The organism is Azospirillum palustre, from assembly GCF_002573965.1.
GTDB classification, from domain to species: domain Bacteria; phylum Pseudomonadota; class Alphaproteobacteria; order Azospirillales; family Azospirillaceae; genus Azospirillum; species Azospirillum palustre.
Genome location: NZ_PDKW01000040.1, coordinates 442,978 through 467,234 on the forward strand (window position 1 = coordinate 442,978; position 24,257 = coordinate 467,234).

General features: G+C 68.4%; 22 protein-coding genes and 1 pseudogene. 11 read left to right on the plus strand and 12 right to left on the minus strand.

Annotation, left to right across the window (positions count from 1 at the left end; all coding sequences use genetic code 11):
- The first annotated feature begins 350 nt into the window (after nucleotides 1-350).
- Nucleotides 351-668 (plus strand): transposase, encoded by a 318-nt coding sequence (locus CRT60_RS37770; RefSeq protein ID WP_425290406.1) that lies wholly within the window; start codon nucleotides 351-353, stop codon nucleotides 666-668.
- A 126-nt stretch (nucleotides 669-794) separates the two neighbouring features.
- Here the strand turns inward: CRT60_RS37770 and CRT60_RS11855 are convergent, their stop codons facing one another.
- From CRT60_RS11855 to CRT60_RS11870, 4 genes are read right to left on the minus strand one after another with little or no spacing between them, the layout of a single operon-like run.
- Entirely contained in the window at nucleotides 795-2,162 is a 1,368-nt protein-coding gene (locus tag CRT60_RS11855) for an aspartate aminotransferase family protein (RefSeq protein WP_098736616.1), read from the minus strand.
- A 27-nt stretch (nucleotides 2,163-2,189) separates the two neighbouring features.
- The gene (locus tag CRT60_RS11860) at nucleotides 2,190-3,437 is read right to left on the minus strand and encodes an NAD(P)/FAD-dependent oxidoreductase (protein ID WP_098736617.1); all 1,248 of its coding nucleotides are present in this window, start codon (nucleotides 3,435-3,437) and stop codon (nucleotides 2,190-2,192) included.
- The gene (phnX, locus tag CRT60_RS11865) at nucleotides 3,434-4,264 is read right to left on the minus strand and encodes a phosphonoacetaldehyde hydrolase (protein ID WP_098736618.1); all 831 of its coding nucleotides are present in this window, start codon (nucleotides 4,262-4,264) and stop codon (nucleotides 3,434-3,436) included. The genes CRT60_RS11860 and phnX overlap by 4 nt, the downstream gene beginning before the upstream one ends.
- A 29-nt stretch (nucleotides 4,265-4,293) precedes the next feature.
- A complete protein-coding gene (locus CRT60_RS11870) occupies nucleotides 4,294-5,412 on the minus strand; it encodes a 2-aminoethylphosphonate--pyruvate transaminase (RefSeq protein WP_098736619.1) in 1,119 nt (372 codons plus the stop codon).
- 115 nt (nucleotides 5,413-5,527) lie between these two features.
- Here CRT60_RS11870 and CRT60_RS11875 point away from each other — a divergent pair, with 115 nt between their 5' ends.
- Nucleotides 5,528-6,499 carry a LysR substrate-binding domain-containing protein gene (locus CRT60_RS11875; RefSeq protein ID WP_244592432.1) on the plus strand — a complete coding sequence of 324 codons (972 nt, stop codon included), beginning with the start codon at nucleotides 5,528-5,530 and terminating at the stop codon, nucleotides 6,497-6,499.
- Here CRT60_RS11875 and CRT60_RS11880 read toward each other — a convergent pair.
- From CRT60_RS11880 to CRT60_RS11905, 6 genes are all read right to left on the minus strand, one after another.
- The gene (locus CRT60_RS11880) at nucleotides 6,417-8,144 is read right to left on the minus strand and encodes a putative 2-aminoethylphosphonate ABC transporter permease subunit (protein ID WP_244592433.1); all 1,728 of its coding nucleotides are present in this window, start codon (nucleotides 8,142-8,144) and stop codon (nucleotides 6,417-6,419) included. The genes CRT60_RS11875 and CRT60_RS11880 overlap by 83 nt on opposite strands.
- On the minus strand, nucleotides 8,141-9,238 hold the full coding sequence (locus CRT60_RS11885) for a putative 2-aminoethylphosphonate ABC transporter ATP-binding protein (RefSeq protein WP_098736622.1): 1,098 nt from the start codon (nucleotides 9,236-9,238) through the stop codon (nucleotides 8,141-8,143). Before CRT60_RS11885 ends, CRT60_RS11880 begins: the two co-directional genes overlap by 4 nt.
- An 82-nt stretch (nucleotides 9,239-9,320) precedes the next feature.
- Nucleotides 9,321-10,358: a putative 2-aminoethylphosphonate ABC transporter substrate-binding protein gene (locus CRT60_RS11890; protein WP_098736623.1), complete on the minus strand. Its 1,038-nt coding sequence runs from the start codon at nucleotides 10,356-10,358 to the stop codon at nucleotides 9,321-9,323.
- Nucleotides 10,359-10,672: 314 nt separating this feature from the next.
- Nucleotides 10,673-11,779, minus strand: coding sequence for a M14 family metallopeptidase (locus tag CRT60_RS11895; protein ID WP_098736624.1), 1,107 nt, complete (start codon nucleotides 11,777-11,779; stop codon nucleotides 10,673-10,675).
- Between the two features lie 23 nt (nucleotides 11,780-11,802).
- Complete coding sequence (locus CRT60_RS11900; RefSeq protein ID WP_342210675.1) at nucleotides 11,803-12,573, minus strand: GNAT family N-acetyltransferase; 771 nt, start codon at nucleotides 12,571-12,573, stop codon at nucleotides 11,803-11,805.
- A 214-nt stretch (nucleotides 12,574-12,787) separates the two neighbouring features.
- Complete coding sequence (locus CRT60_RS11905) at nucleotides 12,788-13,594, minus strand: DeoR/GlpR family DNA-binding transcription regulator (RefSeq protein WP_098736625.1); 807 nt, start codon at nucleotides 13,592-13,594, stop codon at nucleotides 12,788-12,790.
- A 237-nt stretch (nucleotides 13,595-13,831) separates the two neighbouring features.
- Between CRT60_RS11905 and CRT60_RS11910 the strand changes: the two genes are divergently transcribed.
- The 6 genes and pseudogenes from CRT60_RS11910 to CRT60_RS37775 form a co-directional block, all read left to right on the plus strand.
- On the plus strand, nucleotides 13,832-14,617 hold the full coding sequence (locus CRT60_RS11910) for an ABC transporter permease (RefSeq protein WP_098736626.1): 786 nt from the start codon (nucleotides 13,832-13,834) through the stop codon (nucleotides 14,615-14,617).
- Nucleotides 14,614-15,639, plus strand: coding sequence for an ABC transporter ATP-binding protein (locus CRT60_RS11915; RefSeq protein WP_098736627.1), 1,026 nt, complete (start codon nucleotides 14,614-14,616; stop codon nucleotides 15,637-15,639). Before CRT60_RS11910 ends, CRT60_RS11915 begins: the two co-directional genes overlap by 4 nt.
- A gap of 63 nt (nucleotides 15,640-15,702) precedes the next feature.
- Nucleotides 15,703-16,815 (plus strand): extracellular solute-binding protein, encoded by a 1,113-nt coding sequence (locus CRT60_RS11920; RefSeq protein WP_244592434.1) that lies wholly within the window; start codon nucleotides 15,703-15,705, stop codon nucleotides 16,813-16,815.
- Between the two features lie 40 nt (nucleotides 16,816-16,855).
- A complete protein-coding gene (locus tag CRT60_RS11925; RefSeq protein WP_098736628.1) occupies nucleotides 16,856-17,686 on the plus strand; it encodes an ABC transporter permease in 831 nt (276 codons plus the stop codon).
- Nucleotides 17,673-18,335: an SLOG cluster 4 domain-containing protein gene (locus CRT60_RS11930; RefSeq protein ID WP_098736629.1), complete on the plus strand. Its 663-nt coding sequence runs from the start codon at nucleotides 17,673-17,675 to the stop codon at nucleotides 18,333-18,335. The genes CRT60_RS11925 and CRT60_RS11930 overlap by 14 nt, the downstream gene beginning before the upstream one ends.
- A gap of 78 nt (nucleotides 18,336-18,413) precedes the next feature.
- Nucleotides 18,414-18,509, plus strand: a pseudogene (locus tag CRT60_RS37775) (IS5/IS1182 family transposase); the annotation flags it as partial.
- Between the two features lie 465 nt (nucleotides 18,510-18,974).
- On the opposite strand, the gene CRT60_RS11940 reads toward CRT60_RS37775, so the two are convergent.
- On the minus strand, nucleotides 18,975-19,220 hold the full coding sequence (locus CRT60_RS11940; protein WP_244592435.1) for an amino acid kinase family protein: 246 nt from the start codon (nucleotides 19,218-19,220) through the stop codon (nucleotides 18,975-18,977).
- Between the two features lie 514 nt (nucleotides 19,221-19,734).
- The gene (locus CRT60_RS11950) at nucleotides 19,735-20,634 is read right to left on the minus strand and encodes a LysR substrate-binding domain-containing protein (protein ID WP_098736631.1); all 900 of its coding nucleotides are present in this window, start codon (nucleotides 20,632-20,634) and stop codon (nucleotides 19,735-19,737) included.
- 104 nt (nucleotides 20,635-20,738) lie between these two features.
- Here CRT60_RS11950 and CRT60_RS11955 point away from each other — a divergent pair, with 104 nt between their 5' ends.
- The 3 genes from CRT60_RS11955 (at nucleotide 20,739) to CRT60_RS11965 (ending at nucleotide 24,227) form a co-directional block, all read left to right on the plus strand.
- Entirely contained in the window at nucleotides 20,739-21,926 is a 1,188-nt protein-coding gene (locus CRT60_RS11955; protein ID WP_098736632.1) for a trans-sulfuration enzyme family protein, read from the plus strand.
- A 74-nt stretch (nucleotides 21,927-22,000) separates the two neighbouring features.
- Complete coding sequence (locus CRT60_RS11960) at nucleotides 22,001-23,053, plus strand: amino acid ABC transporter substrate-binding protein (RefSeq protein WP_098736633.1); 1,053 nt, start codon at nucleotides 22,001-22,003, stop codon at nucleotides 23,051-23,053.
- 37 nt (nucleotides 23,054-23,090) lie between these two features.
- Nucleotides 23,091-24,227 carry an amino acid ABC transporter permease gene (locus CRT60_RS11965; protein ID WP_098736634.1) on the plus strand — a complete coding sequence of 379 codons (1,137 nt, stop codon included), beginning with the start codon at nucleotides 23,091-23,093 and terminating at the stop codon, nucleotides 24,225-24,227.
- Nucleotides 24,228-24,257 lie beyond the last annotated feature (30 nt).

A 24,257-nucleotide genomic window follows, 5' to 3' on the forward strand; every position in this document is an offset into this window, starting at 1 on the left:
GCCGCCACCGAGGTCCGGCTGCTCGGCGTGTACAACGGCACGGTCCTCTCGCTCTCCGACATCAACCTCGGTTGATGGCTGGGGGCGTGAGCCCAAGCATGGTAAAAGAGGGGGGGCGCCCGCAGGGGCGCCCCCTTTCTCTTTGTGCGGACAGTCGGCTGTAGCCCGGCGCACGGCCTGACGATGCTTCGCACTCCGATGCCGGAAGCTGATCCACGGTAAGCGGTGTTCTGGCTCCACCTTTCGACGGGATCAGGGCGGAGCGAATCTCCCGGATCGCATGATCGGGAGAACGGTTTGTGTCTATGCTCGACCTTACGCTTGACCAGGAGCCTGTGCGGGTGCGCCGCATGGAGGTGATCACGGGCGATGTAGGGCGCCGGACCTGGTCGCCGGAGGAGAAGGCGCGGATCCTGGCCGAGGCGGCAATACCCGGTGTCGTGGTCTCCGAAATGGCCCGGCGTCACGGATTGCAGCCCTGGCAGGTGTTCGACTGGCGCCGGGAAGCGCGTGCCGCCTTCAGCACCAGCAGCACAGCGGCGAGGACGAAACCCATCACCGGGCTGAACAGCAGGGCCTGCAAGACGCCGAAGTCCTGCCCCACTCGACGCCGGAGGTCGCCTGCCCATCCGGCGCCATCAGCTGGTTGGCGAGGCCGACCCCGATGACCGAGCCTATCAGGGCATGCCAGGGGCGGCCAGCATCAGCCAAAATCCGGTCCGAAGTGGCTGGCCGAACAACCACCATCGCGATGGAATGGTTGCTTAAGCTATTGAAAATTCAAGAAAGCGTCATCATGCCATTGTCGTGATCGCCCGGGCGACGATTGCCAATGCCTGCTCCAGATCGGTTTTGGCAATCGTCAGAGGTGGCGACAGGGTCAGAACCGTTCCCTGCGAGATCTTCAGGCTGACCCCGGCGGCCAGTGCCGCATAGAAGGCCGCCTCCGCCCGATCGGTACCGCTGCGGCCGTCATGATCGGCCAGTTCCACCCCGATCAGCAGCCCCGCGCCCCTGACGTCGGCGATCCCCGGCAGGGCCGCAGTCAGTTCGCGAAGGCGATCCAGCGCATGGGCGCCCAATGTCGCGGCACGCTCCGCCAATCCTTCGTCCCTGACGATGTCCAGGGTGGTCAGGCCGGCGCGGGCAAGGAGCGGGTTCTTCTCGTGCGTGTAGTGCCCGAGCGCACGGTCGGCGGCGATGTCCAGTCCGGGGCGGGCGATCACCGCGGCCAGCGGCAGCATGGCGCCGCCGAGCGCCTTGCCCAACACCAGAATGTCGGGCCTTGCGCCGAAGGGCTCGTGACTGAACAGACTGCCGGTCTTGCCGAGGCCGGTCGGGATCTCGTCGAAGATCAGCAAGGCACCGGCTGCGTCGCAGGCCCGCCGCACCTCCGCCCAGAAGCCCGGCGGCGGCACATAGGGCACGGCACGCACCGGCTCCGCCACCACCGCTGCCACATCCCCCTCCTTTTCCAACACATAGCGCAGCATCCGCGCGCAGGTCATCCGGCAGGTGTCGAGGTCGGGACCGCCGCCGGGGGCGGGGTCGAAGCCATAGGGACAGCGAGCGCAGGCGAAGGGTGCCACATGTTCGGTCCCCGGCAGCAACGGCCCGATCCCGTGCGAGCGGAACAGAGCCTCGCCGCCGACCCCGGAAGCCCCGAAGCCGGCGCCGTGGAAGGCGTCCCAGAAGGAGACGGTCTTGAATCGGCCGGTGGCGACGCGGGCCAGCTTCAGCGCGATCTCGATCCCCTCCGACCCGCCGGGCGCGAACAGCACGCGGCTGCCGGGACCGGTCGGAGCGATTGCGGCCAGCCGCTCCGCCAACTCCGCCGCCGGTTCGCAGGCGAAGCGGCGCGGGGCGAAGGACAACTCGTCCATCTGCGCCTTCAGCGCCGCCACCAGCCGCGGGTGGGCGTAGCCGATGTGATGGACACTGTTGCCGTGGAAATCCATGAAGCGCCGCCCGTCCATGTCCTCGATCCAGATGCCCTCGGCCCGGCGGATCGCCGACAGGCAGGGGGTGGACAGGGACTGTCTCAGAAAGGCACCGGCATCGCGCTCCACCAGCGCCCGGGATTTGGGACCGAGCGCGTCCGCCATCCAGCGTGCCCGTCGCGGCCCCAGATTGACGTCGCCTTCGGAACGGTCCGGCTGCATCGTGTCATCTTTCGGTTGGTTGGCCCATCAGCCGGCGGTCTTGCCGGATCTTGCGGCTGCGCAGGCGGCGCGCAGCGCCTGGGAGAAGGGATCGACCGGACCGAGCCGACCGGGCGCGAAGGGAGCGAGGTCCACCGCTCCCGGCCGTCCAAGCACGGCCGCCGCCACCGCCCGGCCGATGCCTCCCGATGCTGCGATGCCGGCACCGCAGCAGCCGGTCGCCATGAACAGTCCTTCCACCTCTGCAACCGGCCCCAGCACGAAGCGGCCGTCGGCGGTGTAGGTGGACAGGCCGGAGACATAGTGGGCGATCCCGGCCTGGAGCAGCGGTGGACAGAGCCGCGCCAACGCCTGCCAGCCATCCTCCAGCGTTTCCAGGCCGCCGTCGGAATCGCCGAGATCGAGCCCGGCGGTGTCGGCAGGAAGCAGCGCCGGATCGAGCGCCAGCGACCGGCGCCCGCGAAGCCCGAACAGCAGCGCCCCCAGTTCCGGTCGGGCATAGGCGCCGGCATCGGGCATGACCAGCACCGGCAAATCGCGGGGAAACAGGTCGGGGCGTGGTTCGGTGATCCAATATTGGCTGCGCACCGGCGCCTGCGGCAGTCCGACCCCGGCGGTCCAGGCCAGTCCCGCCGCCCAGGCGCCGGCGGCATTCACCACGACGGGTGCGGCGATGAAGCCCCGGTCGGTCTCCAGCCCGGCGATGCGGCCACGCTCCAGCCGGATCGACTGCACGGACAGGCCCGCCCCGATCCGGACACCGGCGCGGCGGGCGGAGCGGCGATAGGCGTCGGCCAGCCGGACCGGATCGATGAAGCCGTCCATCGGCATGAAGGCGGCACGCCCGACGGCCTCGGCCGACAGACAGGGGGCAAGCTGCGCAGCCCCCTCCCCGTCCAGCCATCCGGCCGGATCGCCGCTGCCGGCGACCAGGGCACGCAGAGCCTCGACACGCGCCGTACTTGCAGCAACATGCAGGGTACCGACCTGCCGCAGGCCCAGATCCTCCTCCAACTCCTGCTCCAGGCTCGCGATGGCGGCATAGGTGTTCCGCACCAGCGCCGCCGTCGCCGCATCGCCGCGGGCGCGTGTCAGCAGGGCAGCGGCCCGTGCTGTGGCCTGGGTCGAGGGTGGATGACGATCAACCACCAGAACCGACCGGCCCCCGCCGGGTCCCAACGCCCGCCCGAGGGCCCAGGCAACGGCCAGCCCCAGGATACCGGCGCCGACCACGACGATGTCGGCGCTGTCGATGGCGGCCGGGGCTGTGTTCACGGCTTCTCGCCGCGCGCCAGCCGCGCCTCGATGGCATCGAGCAGCGGCAGCGCCTCGGCCAGCGACCGCACCACGTAATGGGCGCCGGCGCGGGCCAGCCGGTCGGATGCCGTGGCATGCAGCGCGCCGCGCCGCGCCGGCGCCAGCGCCTGCCAATCGGCAAGGGGCAGGCCGACCTCGTTGCCGGTGTCGGCGACCGCGATGGTCCACATGCCGGCGTTCAGCCCCTCCTCGACATCGACCACGGTGTCGCCAATCTTGACGCAGGCCTCGACCGGAGAGACGGACAGCTCGACGACGCAGCGCAGAGCCATCGCGGGACCGGGGCGGCCGGCAGGGGTTTCGCCGGCGCAGACCGTGATGTCGGGCGTGTAGCCCTGCGCCGCCGCCACCCGCTGCACCACATCCATCACCGGACGCGGATAGCCGGTGGTCGAGCCGATCCTCAGCCCACGCGCCCGCATGGCGGCGACGGTTTCCGCCGCACCGGGGATCAGGTCGGAATGCTGCGCCACCACCTCCACCTGAAGCGGCAGGAAGGTCTCATAGATGCGGTCGACATCGGCATCGTCCGGGGCGGCGCCGTGGACGGCGGTCCAGGCCTCTGCCACCGGCGTCATCCGGGTGATCGCCTGGATGTGGTGCCATTTGGCCATGCCCATCGGACCGCGCGCCTGATCCAGCGTGATCGAGACGCCGGAGCGGCGGAAGGCTTCCATGAAGGCGCCGGCCGGGGCGAGGCAGCCATGATCGACGGTGGTCCCGGCCCAGTCGAGGATGACGGCCTGGAGCGGGCCGGTGTAGCGGCGCGAGTAGACGAAACTCATCGGATCGGGCTTTCGAGCAGGTGAAACGGTCAGGGTGCGCCGGTGGCGACGTCCATCTCGGACAGGGTGCTGCGGATGGCGGCGATGGCGGCGGTCATCTCCTCCGCGCCCAGCCGGCCGATGCAGCCGATGCGGAAGCTGTCGGCCACCGTCAGCTTGCCGGGATAGATGACGAAGCCGCGCTCGCGCAGCCGGTCGTAGAAGTCGGCGAAGACGAAGGCCGGGTCGGCCGGCATGCGGAAGGTGACGATGATCGGAGCCTGGAGATGGTCGGGCAGCAGCGTCTCGAACCCCAGCGCCCGCATGCCGTCGATCAGGATGGCGGCGTTGGCGCGATATCGGGCGCCGCGCCCCTCGATGCCGCCTTCCGCCTCATGCTCGTCCAGCGCCTGGGCGAAGGCGGCGACCACATGGGTCGGCGGGGTGAAGCGCCACTGCGCGTTCGCCTCGAAGCCGCGCCACTGGTCATGCAGGTCGAGCGACAGGGAATGCGCATTGCCCTTGGCGGCCTCCAGCGCATCGCGGCGGGCGATGACGAAGCCCATGCCCGGCACCCCCTCCAGGCACTTGTTGGAAGATGCGGCGACCGCGACGGCGCCCAGAGCCGCCATGTCGAGCGGCAGGGCCCCGAAGGCGCTCATGGCGTCGATCAGCAGGGCACGGCCACGGGACCGGACGATTTCGGCAACAGCCTCGATCGGGTTGAGGATGCCGGATGTGGTTTCGCAGTGGACGACGGCGACATGGGTGATCGCCGGATCGGCGTCGAGCGCATCGGCGAGCGCTGCGGGCGACACCGGCAGATCCTCCGCCGTTTCCAGCGCGGTGACGGATCGGCCGGCCACCTCGGCAATGCGGACCATGCGGGTGCCGTAAGCGCCGTTGACCAGCACCAGCAGCCGGCCGGCGCGCGGCACCAGCGTGCCGATCATCGCCTCCACCGCGAAGGTGCCGGAGCCCTGGACCGGCACCGCGACATGGCTGTCGGCACTGCCGCCGGCCAGCCGCACCAGACGGTCGCGAATGGCGGCGTTCAGCGCGATGAAACGGCCGTCGCGCGATCCCCAATCGCGCAACATTGCCTGCTTGACGGTGGCGGAGGTGGTCAATGGACCTGGAGTCAGCAGATAGGGCACAAGGTCGGACATCAGGGAAGAATCCCGAAGGAAGGAAGGGAACCGTGACGGTCGGAATGGCTTCATGACGCCGGTTCGCCTACCATAAAGCCAATCCATTCGACCTATGGGTCCATAGATGAAATCAATGAACTTCGCCCAGATCCGTGCCTTCCATGCAGTGGCGACGGAGGGCGGCTTCACCAAGGCGGCCCGCCTGCTGAACGTGACGCAGCCGACCTGCTCGCAGGAGGTGAAGGCGCTGGAGGAGACCTATGGCGTCACCCTGTTCGACCGTGGCAACCGTCAGGTGGCGCTGACCGAGACCGGCACGGCGCTGTTCGCCGTCACCCGCCGCCTGTTCGCGGCGGAGCAGGAGGCGATGGAACTGCTGGCCAGGGTGCGGCATCTGGATGGCGGCACGCTGGCGGTGGGCGCAGACGGTCCGTTCCATGCGGTGCCGCTGATCGCCCGCTTCACCCGCACCCATCCGGGACCGACGGTGACACTGGCGGTGGGCAATTCCCGGACCATGCTGGAAGGGCTGATGGAAACGCGCATCGACGTGGCGGTGCTGGCCGACGTGCCGGGGGATTCACGGCTTTTCGTGCTGCCGCTGCGGCGCGATCCGGTGCGGGTGCTGGTGCCGAAGACGCATCCGTTGGCACGGCGCCGGGCGGTGTCGCTGAGCGATCTGGCGGCGGAACGGCTGGTGCTGCGGGAACCGGGTTCGATGACCCGCCGGCTGGTCGAACGGGCGCTGGCGGCGGCGGAGGTCACGCCGGCCGCCGTCATCGAGATTCAAAGCCGCGAGGCGGTGGTGGAGGCGGTTGCGGCCGGGCTGGGCATCGGCTTCACCTCGGCCGCGGAATTCACCGGCGACGGGCGGCTGGTTCTGCTCCCCATCGCCGGGGCCGAGATCGAGATGGACGAATATGTCGTCTGCCTGCGCGAACGCCGCCGGCTGGCGGTGGTACGCGCCTTCCTCGATCTGGCGCGGGAGGTGGCGACCGAGGCCGGCGGGCCCCTATCCGGCCTCAGCGCCGCCGCCACGCCTGGGTGCGCGCCTGCAATGCTCGCGACAGCAGGGCATGCAGCACCCGCACCGCGGCGGAGGTGAGGACGATCATCATCGCCATGGCGGCTGCTCCCGCCACCTCGCCGGCATCGTCCATGTTCAGCACGGCGACCGAGGCCGGCTTGGTTTCCGGCGCATAGAGGAAGACCACCGCCGACACCGTGGTCATGGCGTTGACGAAGAAATAGATGGCGATGTCGAGGATGGCAGGCAGGCAGAGCGGCACCGTCACCCGCATAAAGGTGGACCATACCGGCACCTTCAGGCTGGCCGACACGGCCTCGAATTCGGCATCCAGCTGCTTCAGGGCAGTGACGGCGGTCAGGTGGCTGACGGTGTAGAAATGAGCCACCGTCGCCAGCACCAGGATCGCCATGCCGTGATAGAGCCAGCCCATCGGGTTCCACGGCGCATTGAAGAAGAAGATGTAGGCCAGCCCAAGTACCATCCCCGGCACCGCCAGCGGCAGGATCGCCAGCAACCGCACCGTCCCCTTCATCGCCGCGCGCCCCGGCGCCCGCTCCACCAGCCAGGCGCCGGTGAAGACGATGGCGGTGCCGGCCAGCGCGGTCCAGAAGGCCAGGGTCAGGCTGTTGGCGTAGCTGCTCCAGCCCGCGGCATCGAACTCGGCAAAATCATAGTTCGCCAGCGTCGGCGTCAGGTTGTAGGGCCAGAAGGTGACGATGGAGGCGAAGCCCGCCACCCCCAGCAGCCCGAGCAGCAGGCCACCGACCAGCGTGCAGAACAGCAGGGCCAGCCGGTCGCCGACCGGATTCACCCGCGGCTGGAACGGCACCGAGCGGGCGGACAACTGCGCCGTCTGCCGGCGCTGGCCGAACCAGTCGGCGATGAAGGCCAGCACCGCCGGCAGCAGCAGGACGATGCCGACCACCGCCCCCATGCCGAAATTCTGCAGGCCGACCACCTGCTTGTAGACGTCGGTCGCCAGCATGTTGGTGGAGCCGCCGATCACCTTGGGCACCCCGAAATCGGTGACCACCAGCGTGAACACCACGAAGATTGCGGAGATCAGGCCGTAGCGCACGCCGGGCAGGGTGATGGTGACGAATCGTTTCCAGGCACCGGCCCCCAGCGCCTCCGCCGCCTCGTACAGCCGGGCATCGGAGGTCGACAGCGCCACGGTCAGGATCATCACCGCATGGGGGAAGGCGTAGAAGACTTCGCCCATCACAATGCCGATGGGGCCATAGATGCTCTCGCCCATCAGCAGGCCGCGCAGGATGCCCTTGTTGCCGAACAGATAGACGAGTGCGATGGCCGGCAGCAGCGACGGTGCCAGCAGCGGGATTTGCGCCAGCAGACGGAACAGCCCCTTGCCCGGCATGCAGGTCCGGGTCAGGCAGAAGGCGTAGAGGAAGGCCAGCACCACCGTGATGACCGTGGTCAGCAGCGACAGCGTCAGGCTGTTGACCACCGAGCGCACCAGCGTCGGCGCCTCAAGAAAGGCGGTGAAATTGGCGAGCCCGACGAAGGCGCCGTCGCGGTCATAGACGCTGCGCAGGAACAGCATGCCGAGCGGCAGCAGAACGAACAGCGCCAGGAACAGCGCGATCCCGCCCATCCCCAGCCCGAACAGCCAGCGCTCGCCCGGCTCCACCGGCCGGCCGGATTGGCGAACGGTGAAGAAGGAAGGCTTCGGTGCGGCCACCTTCAGCGTGCTCATCATCGCACAGCCTCGAACACACGCAGCCGCTCGCGCGGCAGGGTCACCGCCAGCCGGCAACCGGACTCCAGCGACAGGTCGCGCACCAGATTGGCCGACAGGTCGGCGGTGACGCGGGCATCGCCCAGACCGTCGGCGGCCAGCCGGGCGCGGTGGAAGGGACCGAGGAATTCCAGGCTTTCGATCACCGCGTCCAGCGTGTTGGCGCCGCCGGCCGCGCGCACCTGCACATCCTCCGGCCGCAGGCAGACGGTGACGGCGGCACCGGGGGCCGTGGCAGACAGATGGTCGTCGGCGCTGTCGAAGCCGCACTCGAAGCCATGCTCGCCCAGCCTCACCCGTCCCGGCGCCTCAAGCACGCCCGGCAGGAAATTCATCGCCCCGACGAAATCGGCGACGAAGGGGCTGGCTGGCCGGCGATAGACCTCGTCGGGGGCGCCGACCTGCTCGATGACGCCGTTGTTCATCACCACGATGCGGTCGGCCATGGTCAGCGCCTCCTCCTGGTCGTGGGTGACCATGATGGTGGTGATGCCCAACCGGCGGTGCAGCTCGCGGATCTGGCGGCGCAGATGCAGCCGCACCCGCGCGTCCAGCGCCGACAGCGGCTCGTCCAGCAGAAGCAGGCCGGGGGATGGCGCCAGCGCGCGGGCCAGCGCCACCCGCTGCTGCTGCCCGCCGGAAAGCTGGGCCGGGTATTTCGGGCCGGCGTCGGGCAGGCCGACCAGCGCCAGCAACTCCTCCACCCGCGCCCGTTCGGCGGCCCGGCCCAGCTTCAGGCCATAGGCGACGTTCCGGTACACCGTCAGGTTCGGGAACAGCGCATAGGATTGGAAGACGATGCCGTAATCGCGCGCCGAGGGCGGCAATCGTGACACGTCGCGGTCGCCCAACCACACCGTCCCGCCGTTCTGCGGGTCGAGACCGGCGATCACCCGCAAAAGCGTGGTCTTGCCGCAGCCGGACGGCCCGAGGAAGCAGACGAACTCGCCACGCCGGATGTCGAGCGACACGCCCTTCAGCGCGGTGAAGGCGCCGAAGGACTTGACGATGGAGTCCAGGCGGAGATGGGGGGCGGCTGCTATCTCGGCGGTCATCGGCAATGTGTCCCGGCGAAAAACGGAAAGGGCGGGCGGGCGCGTCCAGGCGCCCGCCCCTGCGGTCGGCCTACGGCCAGCCTCAGCTCTTCGGTTCGGACTTGGCGCCGTAGCGCTTTTCCCAATCCGCCAGGATGCGGTCGCGGTTGGCCGCGGCCCAGACGAAGTCGTTGGCCTTGTTCATCGCCGCCTCCGCGTTCTTCGGATAGTTCGGCGTCTCCTTGGTCACGCCGGGATGGGCGGTGACCTGATAGAAGTTCACATACTGCTCGTTCGCCTTGCGGCTGGCCGCCCAGTCGGCAAGCGCCTTCGCGGCCTCGGCCTTTTGGGTGCCCTTGACGATGGCCGTCGCCTCCATCTCCCATCCCACCCCTTCGGAGGCCAGGATGACGTCGATGGGCGCGCCCTTGGTCTTCTGCTGGGCGCCGGTGTATTCGATGGAGATGCCGATGGGGTATTCGCCGGCCGCCGCCATCTTGCAGGGCTTGGACCCAGAATGGGTGTAGAGCGCAACATTGTCGTTCAGCCCGTCCATATAGGACCAGCCCTTGTCCGCTCCCATGGTCTGCAGCCAGCCCGACACGGCGAGGAAGCCGGTGCCCGAGGAAGCCGGGTTCGGCATGACGATCTGGCCCTTGTATTCCGGCTTCAGCAGGTCGGCCCAGGAGGTCGGCTTCGGCAGCTTCTTCTTCTCTGCCTCCACCGTGTTGAAGCAGATCGCCGCCATCCAGGCATCCATGCCGACCCAGGCCGGCGGGGTCTTGGCGTCACGGAAGCTGGGCTTGAGATCCTCGGCGCCCTTCGGCTGATAGGGCATCAGCATGCCCTGCGCATCGAGGATCATCAGGCTGGAGGCGGCGAGACCCCACACCACGTCGGCCTTGGGGTTGTCCTTCTCGGCCAGCAGCTTGGCGGTGACGACGCCGGTGGAATCGCGCACCCACTCGATCTCGATGCCGGGATTGTCGGCCTCGAACGCCTTCTTGTAGGGGGTGAGCTGTTCGTTTTCCAGCGCGGTGTAGACGGTCAGGCGGGTTGCGGCCCCGGCCCCCGTGGCGGACGCGACAATGGTCAGCAGCGCAAGCGCACAAGTCCCAGGCAGAGTGGTGCGGCGGATCATCAGGGAGCTCCCGTGGTCGGATCGGCGGTGTCTGGAGGCGTCCCGGAGCGGCCATTCGCCGCCCCGGTACAGGAAGCCTCTCTACGCCCAAGCGCCCGTTCACTCCCGTTAAGCTTTGGTGACGCCGGGTTGGTAAAAAATTCCCCGTGCCCGCGGCCGCGTCGCGTAGACGGCCGGATCGGTCAATCGTTTCGCCGGAACGTGTCAGCACCGACACCGGCGCCGATTTAGAGTCTGTCTGATGCTTATTGAAGCATCAGACAGACTCTAAGCTTTTGGTTTTCCGGGTGATTCACGCTTGAAGCGATCACACTCTAATCGGACTGATTGAGGCCCCCCAGAGCCCGCCGGATGACGGACCGCGACTGACCGAGGACCATGCCTTTCCAAACCGCGGACTGGTCGTAGAAGGCAGCCAGCATTTTGGTGCGGATGCGCTGACCCTGTGTCGAGATGGGCTCTCCATACCGGTGCAGCCAGGCATCCGCACGCAAGGCGTCGAACGTGTCTTCAATAGCGCAGACGCCAAATTCGAGCGCGATCGCCGTCACCTCCGCATAGGGCAGCAGGCGGAGGATGCCGATCAAGCAATCGCCCGACAGGTCGGCCGAAACGGAACTGCCGTCTGCGCTGGATGTGACGGCTGCGCCGAACCAACGGGCTGCCCGTGTGAAGACTGCGGTGTCGCGCCGCTCGCTTACGATCTCCTCGGCGACACCCCACGCCCCCAGCCCCGTGTGGTAGTCGATGACCACCACCCGGCGAGCGGCGGACAGGCGGCCGGTGAGAATGTCGGAGAGCGTGCGTCGTGCGCGGGTTGGCTCCTGACCACCGTAGAACAATCCCCGAGGATCGGTGTATTGCCCGCCGGAAACGACGGCCTGGAACATGGGGAACCCGTGCGCGCCGATGTACGCGCCGAAGACTTTGGCGCTGGCCGCCCGCGATTTCGGCGTCCACGTCCTGGGCACCAAGGCTTCGCGCAGCATCTCGTAGTCCGGGTTCTGCGGGAGGCGAGTTTGGAAATCGACCCAGTTGCGGTTGAGGTCGACGTTCTCTTCGGTCACGCGGCGGGTCCAGGCAAAACCATGGGGGTTGGCTGCATGAATGAGCAGCGCGGCCGTGCCCTCCGACATCCTCGCCGCTTCGCCGCTTCGCATCCAGTCGACCTGGGCACCAGAGCCGCAATACCCCTCCACGCCGTGGACTCCGGAGACCAGGGTCAGCACACGCGCGGCCTCACGCGGTCCGATCCAGGCGACGTCGGTCGACAGAGCCTCGCCATCCGGTCCGAGCATCGGACTGGCCAAGCACTCGACGTCGGCCTCAACCGCGTCCGCCGCCGCCCGGAACTTGGCCCGCGCTTCCGAATAGCTGGTGCTGAAGCTCTGGATCCTGTCGATGTTCCGCTTCCCGCACATTGGTCCACCCTTGGACAAGAGCGTCAGTGGGCGCGGTTCAGAAAATGCTTGGCGTACTTGCCCGACAGGTCATCCATCGGGACGATGAGGCAGACATCGGTCGTGTTGAACTCTTGGTCGATGACGGCGCCATCGCCAATGCAGCCACCGACCCGCAGGTATCCTTTGAGCAGTGGAGGAAGCCCGGCCACGGCCGCACGAGCGCCCAGTTGCATCACCACCGCATCTCCCGACGCTGCCGGCATCGGCAAGCGGTCCAGCGCAACGCGGCGGTCCGGCAGGGCCCGTGCCCGGAGAGCCGGCGGCGCAAGATGATGGCGGTGCAGATAGGCGAGCGTTGGCGCAAGCGCATCGATGTCCGTACCAGGCAGGCTGGCGCAGCCGAACATCAAGGAGATATCATGTTGCAGGATGTAGGCGGCGATGCCCTGCCACAGCAGCTGCATGGTCGCCCCGTTGCGGTAAGCAGGGTCGACGCAGGACCGCCCAAGTTCCAGCAGTTCGCCTGGATGATCGAACAGTGGAGCGATGTCGAATTCGGTGGCTGAATAGAAGCCGCCGCACCGTTCCGCCACCGATCGCCGCAGAAGGCGGTAAGTTCCGACGATCGCGCCCCCCATCTCATGGTCCAGCGCATGGTCGAGGATTACGAGATGGTCGCAGACGGCATCGAAGGCGTCCACATCACGGCCAGGGACCACGCTCGCGAGCGTGGCTCCGAGTTCATCGTGGAAGACGCGGTAGCGTAAGGCCTGTGCGGCGTCAATTTCCCGGGCGCTGGTGGCCAGCCGCACCTCGAAGCGCGCCGCAACTGGGGACGCTATGGGGGCTGACACGACGTTCAGAGTCCACGAGGCCAAGTGCCATCCTCCCGTTCATTCCTCCTCAGTCATGCCCGAGATACGCGACTCTATGATGAAGCGGCGGCGACGGTCGTGTTACATGACAACCGCGAAGGCAGCGTCGCCAGCGAACCGGAATGGCGGTCCGACTGGCAGCCGCTTACCGCTACCGCTCCTCGCCGTCGGCGATCTGCACGGCCAGACGCGCCATCTCGAACGCGCGGCCCAGCGCGGCGGGCGGCGGCGAATCCGTGACCAGAAGCCCAAAATCGCTGGCCGGAGCGATGCGGACGATGGCGGAACGCGCGAATTTGCCGGCGTCCGCGACCGCCACCGACCGGCGCGCGGCGGCCATGGCGACCCGCTTGATGCCGATTTTCTGCATGTCGAAATCCATCGGCGCACCGTCCTCATCGAAACCGGAAATGCCGATCACCGCCAGATCCAGCCGGCAGCGCTCCAACGTCGCGATCACCGCGTCACCGACCAGCGAACCATCGGCGCCATGCACGACGCCGCCGGTGACGAACACGTCGATGCCGGGCCGGCCGGCCAGCAGGCTTCCCGCCGACAGGCTGTTGGTGAAGACATGCAGCCGCCGCTTGCCGCGCAAGGCCCGCGCCACCGCCTCCGCCGTCGTGCCGACATCGAGGAAGACCGACGCCCCTTCCGGCACCAGCGCCGCGACGGCGGCGGCGATCCGTTCCTTGCCCTGCGGCGCGATGGCCTGCTTTTCGACATAGCCGAGCCGGACCGACTGGTCGCGCACCCCGGCGCCGCCATGGAAGCGCTGGAGCAGACCGACGCCGTCGAGCCGGATGATGTCCCGCCGGATGGTCTGGTCGGACACCGCGAAATGATCGGCCAACGCCTCGATCGTCACGAAGCCCCGGTCGCGGATCAGCGCCAGGATTTCCCGCTGGCGCAGCGGAAGACTCTGTTCCGGGTCGTGCCCTTTCCCGTGCGCCATCATGCCGCCCAAACCCCATGCCGGATGCTTGTGGAAGAAAACGATCAGATCCTTACAGCAGGCTCCCGGCGCTGACAAGCGGGAGCCATCGCCCGCCACGGTTGCCCACACCGGCGACAGCGCCGGTTTCCCGTCGAAATGTCCAGGAATTGCAGCCGGACGGTCACAAAAGGATCATGGAGCCGTGCTATGTAAGAAAACGATCAGAGCGTGATCGAAATCTTACAGACCCGGCACCTCATGCCCATCGTCACCGCCCTCTACCTGCTGTATCTGGCCGCCCCCATCGCCCTGCTCGCCATCGGGTCGGTGGGGCAGTCCTGGACCAACAGCCTGTTGCCCAGCGGCCTGACCGCCGGATGGTACGGACAGCTCTGGTCAGACGCCAGCTTCCGCCGGGCCTTCACCGTCAGTCTGACCGTCTGCGCCGCGACCTGCGCCGTCACGGCGCTCATCGGCGTTCCGCTCGCCTACGCGATCTATGGCGCCTCCCGCCGGGGCGTGCGCGCTGCCGCCCGCGTGCTGTTCCTGCTGCCGGTGGCGGCACCGCCGCTGGTGCTGGGGTTCGGCTTCATCCTGGTCTTCTCGTCGGACAGCCTGCCCTTCCTCGGCAGCGGCTGGCTGCTGGTCGCCGGCCATGTGGTCTCGACCCTGCCCTACCTGATGCAGGCGCTGGTGGCCGACATGCGCCATCTCGATCTCGTCACGCTGGAAACGGCCGCGGAATCGCTGGGTGCCGGCTTCCGCCAGCGGTTGTTCGGCATCGTGATCCCAAGCCTGCGCCAGAGCCTGTCCTCCGGTCTGATCATGGTGGCCGCCCTGTCGATCGGCGAATTCCAGCTGTCCAACCTGATCGCCGGCTTCCTCTCCCGCCCCTATCCGGTGGTTCTGCTCCAGGCCTTCTACGGCGCCACCGGCTTCGCCTGCGCCGGCACCATGCTGCTGTTGCTGCTGGCCGTTCTGTCCGCCCTCGCCTCGGCTTCGGCCGGGCGCGGGCTCCCCTCCAGAAAAGGGACGCCGTCATGAGCGTCGTCGTCGATTCCCTCGCCTTCCGCTATCCCGCCGCCGGGGCGGGCCTCGACGGCGTCAGCCTCGATGTGGCGCCGGGCGAGTTCTGCGCCGTCATCGGACCGTCGGGCTGCGGCAAATCCACCCTGCTGAAGCTGATCGCCGGCTTTCTCAGCCCGGCGGCCGGGCGGATCCGGATCGCCGGGACCGACATGACCGGCGTGCCGCCCCGGCTGCGCAATCTCGGCATCGTCTTCCAGAACTACGCCCTGTTCCCCCACATGACGGCGCTGGAGAATGTCGCCTATCCGCTGAAGCTGCGCGGCGTCGGCCGGGCGGAGCGGCTGAGCCGAGCCGGTCAGGCGCTGGAGCGCACCCGTCTGTCGGGGCTGGCCGACCGCTACCCCCGCCAGCTCTCCGGCGGCCAGCAACAGCGGGTGGCGCTGGCCCGCGCCCTGGTCTTCGCCCCCGGCGCGCTGCTGCTGGACGAGCCGCTGTCGGCGCTGGACGCCGCCCATCGCGCGGCGATGCGGGACGAGATCCGCGCGGTGCAGCGCGAACATGGCATCGCCACTCTGCATGTCACCCACGACCAGGAGGAGGCGCTGTCCATCGCCGACAAGGTCGCGGTGATGCGCGACGGCGCCCTGCTCCAGCTCGCCAGCCCGCAGGAGCTGTACGACCGTCCGGCCGACCGCTTCGTCGCCGGCTTCGTCGGCCATGCCAACCTGTTCGACGGCACGGTGCGCGGGCCGGATCTGGTGGAGACCGCCATCGGCCCGCTGGCCTGCGCCACCGGCGGCCTGCCGGCCGGAACCGCCGTCACCCTGCTGGCGCGTCCGGAGGCGGTCCGCACCGATCCGCCCGACGGCACCGTCAACTGTTTCACCGGGACGCTGGTCCGCGACCGCTTCCTCGGCTCGCTGCGCCGCTACGACCTCGCGGTGCCGGGCGGCACGATCCTGGGCGAGACCCTGTCCCGCGGCGACATCCGCTCGGTTCAGATCCCGCCGGGCTGTCTGCGCATCCTTCCCGCCTGACCCGCACTTTTCCCTTCCCCCCGCCGGCCCCGTCCGCCGGCCTCCCTGGAAAGGCCTGACCTGATGAAACGCCTGATCACCGCGGTCGCCCTGTCGGCGGCTGGCCTGATGACCGCCGCCCCGCCGACCGCCGGCACCGCGCTGGCCCAAGCCACCGCCGTCGAGGCGGTCACCGCCGGCGACGAGCTCTATCGGGGCGAACGCGCCCTCTACGAGCAGGCCCTGAAAGAGGGGCTGGTCGTCTCCTTCGACACCGGCCCGACCTGGGCCAACTGGGCGGCGGAGTTCGCCGCCTTCAAGAAGCGCTATCCCGGCGTCGAGATGACCTACAACGATCTCGGCTCCGCCGCGACGGTGGTGGCGCTGGACAAGGCGCGCAACCGCCCGCAGGCCGACACCGCCTATTACTTCGCCGCGTCGGCCTTCGATGCCATGGCCAAGGATGTCGTCGCCCCCTTCAAGCCGGTGAATTTCGACACGCTGCCCGAGGTGTTCCGCGACCCCGACGGCAAATGGTTCACCATCCATTCGCTGACCGTCGCCTTCGTCGTGAACACCAAGCTGGTGAAGGACGTGCCGAAGAGCTGGGCCGACCTGCTGAAGCCCGAATACAAGAACAGCGTCGTCTATCTCGACCCGCGCTCCACCGGCATCGGGCAGGTGATCAGCTTCGCCGCCAATTTCGGCAATGGCGGCGACATGGACAATCTCCAGCCCGGCTTCGACTATTTCGCCCGCCTGCACAAATCCGGCAACGTGATGCGGGTGGAGGGCACCACCCCCTACGCCAAATTCATCAAGGGTGAGATTCCGATCTGGATTTCCTACGAGAACGATGGGCTGAAGGCCAAGCACACCGATGGGCTGGGCGACGCCGTCTCCGTCGTCATCCCGGCCGAGGCGTCGGCCGCCGCCCCCTATGGCATCAGCCTGGTGAAGAACGGCCCCAACCCGAATGCCGGCAAGCTGTGGCTGAACTTCATCATGAGCGCCAAAGGCCAGGCGATCTTCGCCGAGGGCTATGTGCGGCCGTCGGTGCCCGGCGTCGCCCTGCCGGCCGACATCGCGGCGAAGCTGCCGCCGGCCCCGCAGGTCCGTCCGCTCGACGTCAAGCTGGCGGCCGACCGCAAGGCGGCGGTCGATGCCGGCTGGACCAAGGCCGCGCTCGGCAAATGACCGCCAACCGTCCCGGCATCGCTTGCCCAGGGTCCGGATCATGAGCGGATCGCCCATTCTCCGTCTGCTGCTGGCGGTGCCGGGGCTGGCGCTGCTAATCCTCTTCTTCCTGCTGCCGCTGGGCGCCGTGGCGTGGCAGTCCCTGGCCGGAGACGCCATCCAGCGCGTCTTCGCCCAGGGCGACCTGCTAGCGGCGCTGGGCAACTCGCTGCTGCTGGGGTTGGAGGCGGGACTGGCCTCGGTGGTGCTGGGCGTGGCCGTCGCCCTGCATCTCGCCCGCCTGCCGCCGGGCCGCCGCGCCCTGCTTCAGGTGGTCATCGCCCTGCCGCTGACCTTTTCCGGCCTGATCGTCGCCTACGGCTTCATCCTGCTGCTCGGCCGCGCCGGCTTCGCCACGCTGCTGCTGGCGGAGCTGGGCGCCGATCCGGCGGCGATCGCCGCCTTCCTCTATGACACGCCGGGGCTGGTTCTGGCCTACAGCTATTTCCTGACGCCGCGCGTGATCCTGACCTTGCTGCCGGTCTTCGCCAATTTTGACCATCGCCAGACCGAGGCGGCGGAATCGATGGGGGCCAGCCGGTTGCGCGCCCTGATCGACATCCTCGCCCCGCAGGTGGCGCCCACTGTGCTCGCCTCCTTCGCCCTGGCGACGGCCGTCGCCTTCGGCGCCTATGGAACGGCGCTGGCGCTGGTCGGCACCCAGATCAACATCCTTCCCCTGCGGCTCTACAGCCTGATCGCCGACGCCGGCGCCGATTTTCCGCTGGCCGCCGCCCTGTCGGTGCTGTTGCTGGCCGTCTGTTCCTTCCTGATGGCGGTGGCGGAGATCGCCGCCGCCCGTTCCGAGGCCGATCACCATGTTCGAACTTGACCGCGACACCAACCGCCTGCACCACGCCGGCCGTCTCTTCGATCCCGCCACCCGGGGCTGGAGCGCCGGCCCGGCGCTCACCAGGGCGGATTCGCTCGACCCGGAACAGGCGTTGCACTGGCTCCAGACCCGGGGCGGCCATCCCCTGCGGGCGCCGGTCGGGGTGATCGGTCCGAACGAGGCGACCGACGCCGCCCTGGCCGCCGCCCGTGCCACCGGCGCCATCCTCGCGCGCTGTGGCCTGACCCTGCTGTGTGGCGGTCGCCAGGGGGTGATGGAGGCGGCCTGCCGTGGCGCGGCGGAGGCGGGCGGCCTGAGCATCGCCCTGCTGCCGGGCGCCGATCCCGCCACCGCCAACCCCTATGCCGGCATCGTGCTGGCGTCTGGCATCGGCGAGGCGCGCAACGCGCTGATCGCCCAGGCCAGCCACTGTTTGATTGCGGTCGGCGACAGCTATGGCACCCTGTCGGAGGTGGCGCTGGGTCTGCGCCTGGGCAAGACCGTCTTCGGGTTGGCCGGCGCCGCCATGGTCGAAGGTGTGCGACATCTCGCCGACCCCGCCGCACTGCCGGAGGCGCTCGCCGCCCATCTGTTCGGGCTGGACGCCGGCGTGTTGCAGGGAGGCAAGTGGGGCAAGAGATTGCCCTAGGGCGTGTCATCAGTTAGGGGATTCCCAGCGGTAGGAATGCGTGATTCATAGAGGGTCGGCTGGCAGGAGGGCCGCCGGATGCGACGCTATGCTTTGCGCGACGACCAGTGGGATCGGGTCCAGGATTTTCTGCCGGGGCGGGTGACCGATCGACTGCATCGGTTGATGGTCGAGTTGGAGGAGAAGGTCGGGTCATTGGAAACGGCGCTGGCCTCCCCTCCCCCGCCGCCGGTACCCCTGCCTGACAATTTGGCGGCCCTCTACCGGGAGCGGATCGACGATCTGGCGGCGACACTGGAGGATTCGGACCACCGGATTGAAGCGCGCGACCGCCTGCGCCCGCTGATCGAACGGGTGACGATTCGCTTCCGCGCCGCCGGGACCGGCATCGAGATCGGGTTGGAGGGCGCGATCTGGAGGCGCTGCTCAACCTCGGGCTGAGCCCAAACGCAGCGAAGGCCGGCGCTGCGGGAGCGGCCGGCCTTCGCGAGCAGGTGCGTTCGGTAATGGTGGTTGCGGGGGCGCGCAACCACCGAGAATTGAGGCTGCCGGCAGTCGCTGTTTGACCGGATGCAATGTTGTTCGAATGCTCCGGCCATTGGCCCGCCCGGCATGAGGCCGTTCACGATCTGGACGCGCTCAAGGTGACGCAGATCTCGCGGCGAGCGGTGCCAACGACCCGACAGGCAGTCCGAGGTCGAGGTCGACACTGTTGAGGTGGCGCGCACGAATCCCGGCGACGGTCAGGATCAGCAGATGATGTTCAGGCAGCAGCTCGCGGACTTCCTTCACGATCGGAAAGATGACTTCGGCACCGCGATCCAGGATGGAGCGGCCACCGATCTTGACGACCTGCAGCCAGGGCAGCAACCGGACCGGGCGCACGCCGGCGACCGGACGGTGTCAGCTCGCTATCGAGAAGGGTCTGGTGCGCGAGCGGCGAGACCGCATGCTTGATGCTGGCGCTGGTGTCGGGCATGGGTGGCGGTCCTCAGTTCGCGGTGATGATGGTGCCGACATGCTCGCCGGTGAACATGCTCTCTGGTGAGCGCGCGGGTGAGATTGCCGGGGACGAGGCCGTTCACGCGGGGGCGAGACCGTTCACGATCTGCACTTGGCGGACGTGGCGCGCCTGCCGGAGCAGGTCGAGGACCGGAAATTCGAGGATCGAATCCTGCAACCCCTCAGAGGCGGTTTTCAGAATGCCCTGATGCGGTTAGCGATGATGACGATGGCGGCGTCGAGACCAGAGCGCGCCATACAGACAAGGACAGCATGAACCCGCCGAAGCGGCGCGGTCCTGTGCCACTCATCCAGGCGACGGCGCAGGGTCGAGCCCGACATACGTTATATCCGATAGAATATATTGCGCGTGTGCGCCGCACAAGACGTCCCGCCTTCAGTCAAAGGCGCCCGCCCCGGTGGACGAGAAGGCCATCAATTCCTCGATGCAGTCGGCGACGATGCGTGACGGACGGCGGTTCGGCGGCAGCAGGAGCAAGGTGCGCGACCGGATCACCGGCTCGAACGCGCAGGCGACCAGACCGCGGCCGAGATAGGGTTCGGTGGTCAGCGGACTGACCAGACCGCAGCCGATGCCGGCCTGCACCATGGCGCAGACCGTCGTCGAATAGGGGGTCTCCAGCACGATCTTCGGCATCACGCCGTGGGCGGCCAGCACCCCGTCGAGCCGGCGGCGCGCGGTGTCTTCCGGAGCGAGGGCGATGAAGGGCGTGCCGTGAAGGTCGGCGGGATGCAGGACCCGGCGCTGCGCCAGCGGATGGCCGGCCGGGACCGCGATCACCAGGCGCTGCTGCATGAACAGCGTCGCATCCACCCCGGTCACGTCGATCTCGTCGGCCGCCAGCCCGACGTCGAACTGGCCGGAGGCGATCAGGTCCTTCACCACCGACGACATGCGCGCCTGCACGGTGATCGACACATCGGGATGCCGCAGCTGGAAAGCGCGCAGCGCCTTCGGAAGGACGGTTGTGCTGATCGCCGACTGGCAGGCGACCCGGATTTCGCCCGAGCCGAAATCGCGGATGCGGGCGGCGGCGGCGCGCAGATGGATCAGGCCGGAGAAGGACGAGGACACCTCCTGGAAGAACAGGCGCGCCTCCTCCGTCGCGATCATGCGCCCCTTTGCGCGGTGGAACAGCGGGAAGCCGATCTCCCGCTCCAGCTCCTGGATCGCCTTGCTGACGGCCGGCTGCGAAATGCGCAGCACCTCGGCCGCACGCGATGCGGTGCCATTGGTCATCACCGCGTGGAACACCTCGACCTGCCGCAGATTCATGGCACCCCCCTATAACCCAGGAGAATAGAGTAGCTGGAAATCAATATTGGACGAAATAGGCCCGTTGCCATCAAATCGGGGGCGTCAGTCAAAGGACGCCTCCCATGAAAGATCTCACCCAATGCGTGGTGAATCCCTCGGTCGCCGCCGAAGGATTCGATAGCCTCAGCGTGCCCGTTCACCGTGGATCGACAATCGTCTTCGCCAATGCCGAAGGCTATGCGACACGCGGGGACCGCGGGCACACCGGCTATACCTATGGCCTTTACGGAACGCCCACCACCCGAACGCTGGAAGCCAAGCTGACGGCGCTGGAGAACGGCGCCTGGACTTTCCTTCTGCCGTCGGGGCAGGCCGCCAACAGTTTTGCCGTGCTGCCCTTCCTGCAAGCCGGTGACAGGATGCTGATCGCCGACACCTCCTATCCGCCGGTGCGCGACTTCGCCAACCGCGATCTGGTCAAGTTCGGCATCGCGGTCGACTATTACGACCCGACCTCCGTCGCCGATCTGGAGCGGCGGATCGACGGACGCACCAAGGTCGTGTGGTGCGAATCGCCCGGCTCCACCACCATGGAGGTCCAGGATCTGCCGGCCATCGCGGCGGTGGCACACCGTCACGGCGCGCTGGTCGGCTGCGACAACACCTGGGCCACCCCGCTGAACTTCAAGCCGCTGGACCATGGCGCCGATCTGGTGACGGAAGCGCTGACCAAGTATATCGGCGGCCATTCCGACCTGCTGATGGGGTCGCTCACCGTACGGAACGAGGCCCTGATCGCGCCGATCCGCAGCGCCCTCGGCCGCTACGGGATCGGCGTTTCGCCCGACGATGCCTCGCTGGTGCTGCGGGGGATGGAGACACTGGGCGTTCGGATGCGGCAGGCATCCGACGGGGCGATGGCCCTGGCCGAACGGCTGGCCGCTCATCCGCTGGTAGCGGAGGTGCTGTATCCGCCGCTCCCCGCCTCTCCCGGCCATGCGGTGTGGAAGCGCGACTTCCTGGGGGCCAGCGGCGTCTTCGGCGTCGTATTCACGCCCGCGGCGACTCCCCACGTCTCGCCGTCGCTGGACGCTCTGCGGACCTTCGCCATCGGCGCCTCGTGGGGCGGCACACGCAGCCTGATGGCGCCGATGCCGGTCAGGCGCAACCGCACCGCCCGGCCATGGACCGGCGAGGATCTGATCCTGCGCATCAGCGTCGGGCTGGAGGATCCGTCCGACCTGCACGACGACCTCACCGCCTTCCTCGACGACATCGCCGCACGGACGGCCGGGGCGCGGGCCGCCTGACGGCGGCCGACACACACGCACCGCCGGCAATGGCGGGCGGACAACAAGCAAGACGACGAACAGGGGTTTCCCGCATGACCGAACAGACACCGGGCCGGCGCCGCGCCGCCCGCCTCACCATCGCGACGACCGCGGCAGTCCTGGCCCTCGCCGCTGCGACGCTTCCGGCGAAGGCCGGAACCACGCTCGACGCCGTGAAGGCGCGCGGCAAAGTGATCTGTGCCGCCAGTTCCGGCACCATCGGCTTCAGCGCGCCGGACGACAAGGGCTATTGGCGCGGCCTGGACGTCGAGACCTGCCGCGCGGTGGCGGTCGCCGTGTTCAACGACAAGGAAAAGGCAGAATTCGTGCCGCTCAGCGGCCAGCAGCGGATCCCGGCCCTACAGAGCGGCGAGATCGACATCCTGCCCCGCACCCTGACCTGGACGATCCAGCGCGACGGCAACGGCATCAACTTCACCACCCCCAACTATTACGAGTTCACCGGATTCCTGATGCCGAAAAACCTCGGCGTCACCAAGGTTCAGGACATGAAGGGCGCGTCGGTGTGCGTCCAGACCGGCTCGACCACCGAAGTGGTGGTGAACGACGTGTCGCGCGAGCATCAGCTCGGGCTGACGACCGTGGTCTTCGACAGCGTGTCGGCGCTGCGGCAGGCCTTCTTCTCCGGCCGCTGCGACGCGCTGATCACCGACGCGGCGGCACTCGCCTCCATCCGCGCCACCCAGGCGAAGAACCCGGCCGACTATGTCATCTTCCCGGCCACCCCCTACATGGATGCGCTGACCCCGGCGGTGCGGCATGGCGACGACCAGTGGATGGACATCGTCACCTGGTCGTTCCAGGCGCTGACCGCGGCGGAGATGTTCGGCATCACCCAGGCCAACATCGATCAGAAGCTCGGCTCCGGCGATCCGCGCATCCGCCGCTTCCTGGGGGTGGAGCCCGGCAACGGCACGGCGATCGGGCTGGACGACAAATTCGCCTACAACATCGTCAAGCAGCTCGGGAACTATGGCGAGATCTTCGACCGCAACCTCGGCGCCGGCAGCCCGCTGAAGATCGACCGCGGCTACAACCGCCTGTTCCGCGACGGCGGGCTGATGTTCCCGCTGGCCTTCCAGTAAGCCCCTCGCATCCGCACGGCAACCGGGAGATCGGTCCATGCTCGCCGCCCTTTGGGACAGCCCGCGCCTCCGGGCCTGGGCCGGCCAGGCGCTTCTGCTGTTCCTCTTCGTCGGGACCCTGGTCTGGCTCGCCGCCAACACGGTGGAGAATCTGGCCGTCCGCAGCATCCGCGTCGGCTTCGACTTCCTCGCCCGCCCGGCCAACTTTCCGATCTCGGAAAGCGTGGTTCCCTACAGCCCGATGGACAGCTTCGCCTGGGCCTATGTGGTCGGGATCGGCAACACCCTGATGATCTCGGCGATGGCGATCCTGTCCGCCACCCTGCTCGGCCTGCTCGTCGGGCTGGCCCGGCGGGCCAGGCACCCGATGCTGTCGGGGGTGGCCGGCGTCTTCGTCACGGCGGTCCGCAACACGCCGCTGATCGTGCAGCTGCTGTTCTGGTACGCGCTCGTCACCACGGCCCTGCCGGCCCCGCGCAATGCGCTGCACCCCCTGCCCTACATCTATCTGTCGCAGCGCGGCCTCTATCTGCCGGGCATCGACTGGAGCGGCAACGGCTGGGGCTTCGCGGCCGGGACGGCGGGCATCCTCGTGGCCGCGGCGATGCTGGCCCGGCGGCTGCGCCGGCAAGGCCGGACAGCCCCTGCCCTGCCCGCCGTCGGAGCGGCCGCGGCTGTCCTCGCCCTCGCCTGGATCACCGGCATCGGCGCCGCGGCGAGCCTGCCGGAACTGCGCGGCTTCAACTTCAGCGGCGGGATGCGGCTGTCGCCGGAATTCGCGGCGCTGATGGTCGGGCTGGTGCTCTACACCTCCGTCTTCATCGGCGAGATCATCCGCGGCGGCATCGACGCCGTCGGCCGCGGCCAGTGGGAGGCCGGGCGGGCGCTCGGCCTCAGCGAGCGGCAGACGCTGATGCGGATCGTCATGCCGCAGGCCCTGCGGGTCATCATCCCGCCGCTGACCACGCAATATCTCTCGACGGTCAAGAATTCCACCCTGGCGCTTGCCGTCGGCTTCCCGGAACTGGGGCTGGTGATCGGCACCGTCATCAATCAGACCGGCCAGGCGCTGGAAAGCATCGCCATCCTGCTCGCCGTCTACCTGACCATCGGCGCCGCCGTCTCGCTGCTGATGAACTGGTGCAACGCCAGAACCGCACTGGTCACGCGATGAGTGTCACGCGATGAGCTGGCCGCTGGGAGA

Coding starts and splice junctions, on each gene's coding strand:
- CRT60_RS37770 (WP_425290406.1), top strand. CDS start 351: ATGGAGGTGATCACGGGCGATGTAGGGCGCCGGACCTGGTCGCCGGAG.
- CRT60_RS11855 (WP_098736616.1), bottom strand. CDS start 2,162: ATGCAGCCGGACCGTTCCGAAGGCGACGTCAATCTGGGGCCGCGACGG.
- phnX (WP_098736618.1), bottom strand. CDS start 4,264: ATGAGTTTCGTCTACTCGCGCCGCTACACCGGCCCGCTCCAGGCCGTC.
- CRT60_RS11870 (WP_098736619.1), bottom strand. CDS start 5,412: ATGTCCGACCTTGTGCCCTATCTGCTGACTCCAGGTCCATTGACCACC.
- CRT60_RS11875 (WP_244592432.1), top strand. CDS start 5,528: ATGAACTTCGCCCAGATCCGTGCCTTCCATGCAGTGGCGACGGAGGGC.
- CRT60_RS11880 (WP_244592433.1), bottom strand. CDS start 8,144: ATGATGAGCACGCTGAAGGTGGCCGCACCGAAGCCTTCCTTCTTCACC.
- CRT60_RS11885 (WP_098736622.1), bottom strand. CDS start 9,238: ATGACCGCCGAGATAGCAGCCGCCCCCCATCTCCGCCTGGACTCCATC.
- CRT60_RS11890 (WP_098736623.1), bottom strand. CDS start 10,358: ATGATCCGCCGCACCACTCTGCCTGGGACTTGTGCGCTTGCGCTGCTG.
- CRT60_RS11895 (WP_098736624.1), bottom strand. CDS start 11,779: ATGTGCGGGAAGCGGAACATCGACAGGATCCAGAGCTTCAGCACCAGC.
- CRT60_RS11905 (WP_098736625.1), bottom strand. CDS start 13,594: ATGATGGCGCACGGGAAAGGGCACGACCCGGAACAGAGTCTTCCGCTG.
- CRT60_RS11910 (WP_098736626.1), top strand. CDS start 13,832: ATGCCCATCGTCACCGCCCTCTACCTGCTGTATCTGGCCGCCCCCATC.
- CRT60_RS11915 (WP_098736627.1), top strand. CDS start 14,614: ATGAGCGTCGTCGTCGATTCCCTCGCCTTCCGCTATCCCGCCGCCGGG.
- CRT60_RS11920 (WP_244592434.1), top strand. CDS start 15,703: ATGAAACGCCTGATCACCGCGGTCGCCCTGTCGGCGGCTGGCCTGATG.
- CRT60_RS11925 (WP_098736628.1), top strand. CDS start 16,856: ATGAGCGGATCGCCCATTCTCCGTCTGCTGCTGGCGGTGCCGGGGCTG.
- CRT60_RS11930 (WP_098736629.1), top strand. CDS start 17,673: ATGTTCGAACTTGACCGCGACACCAACCGCCTGCACCACGCCGGCCGT.
- CRT60_RS11950 (WP_098736631.1), bottom strand. CDS start 20,634: ATGAATCTGCGGCAGGTCGAGGTGTTCCACGCGGTGATGACCAATGGC.
- CRT60_RS11955 (WP_098736632.1), top strand. CDS start 20,739: ATGAAAGATCTCACCCAATGCGTGGTGAATCCCTCGGTCGCCGCCGAA.
- CRT60_RS11960 (WP_098736633.1), top strand. CDS start 22,001: ATGACCGAACAGACACCGGGCCGGCGCCGCGCCGCCCGCCTCACCATC.
- CRT60_RS11965 (WP_098736634.1), top strand. CDS start 23,091: ATGCTCGCCGCCCTTTGGGACAGCCCGCGCCTCCGGGCCTGGGCCGGC.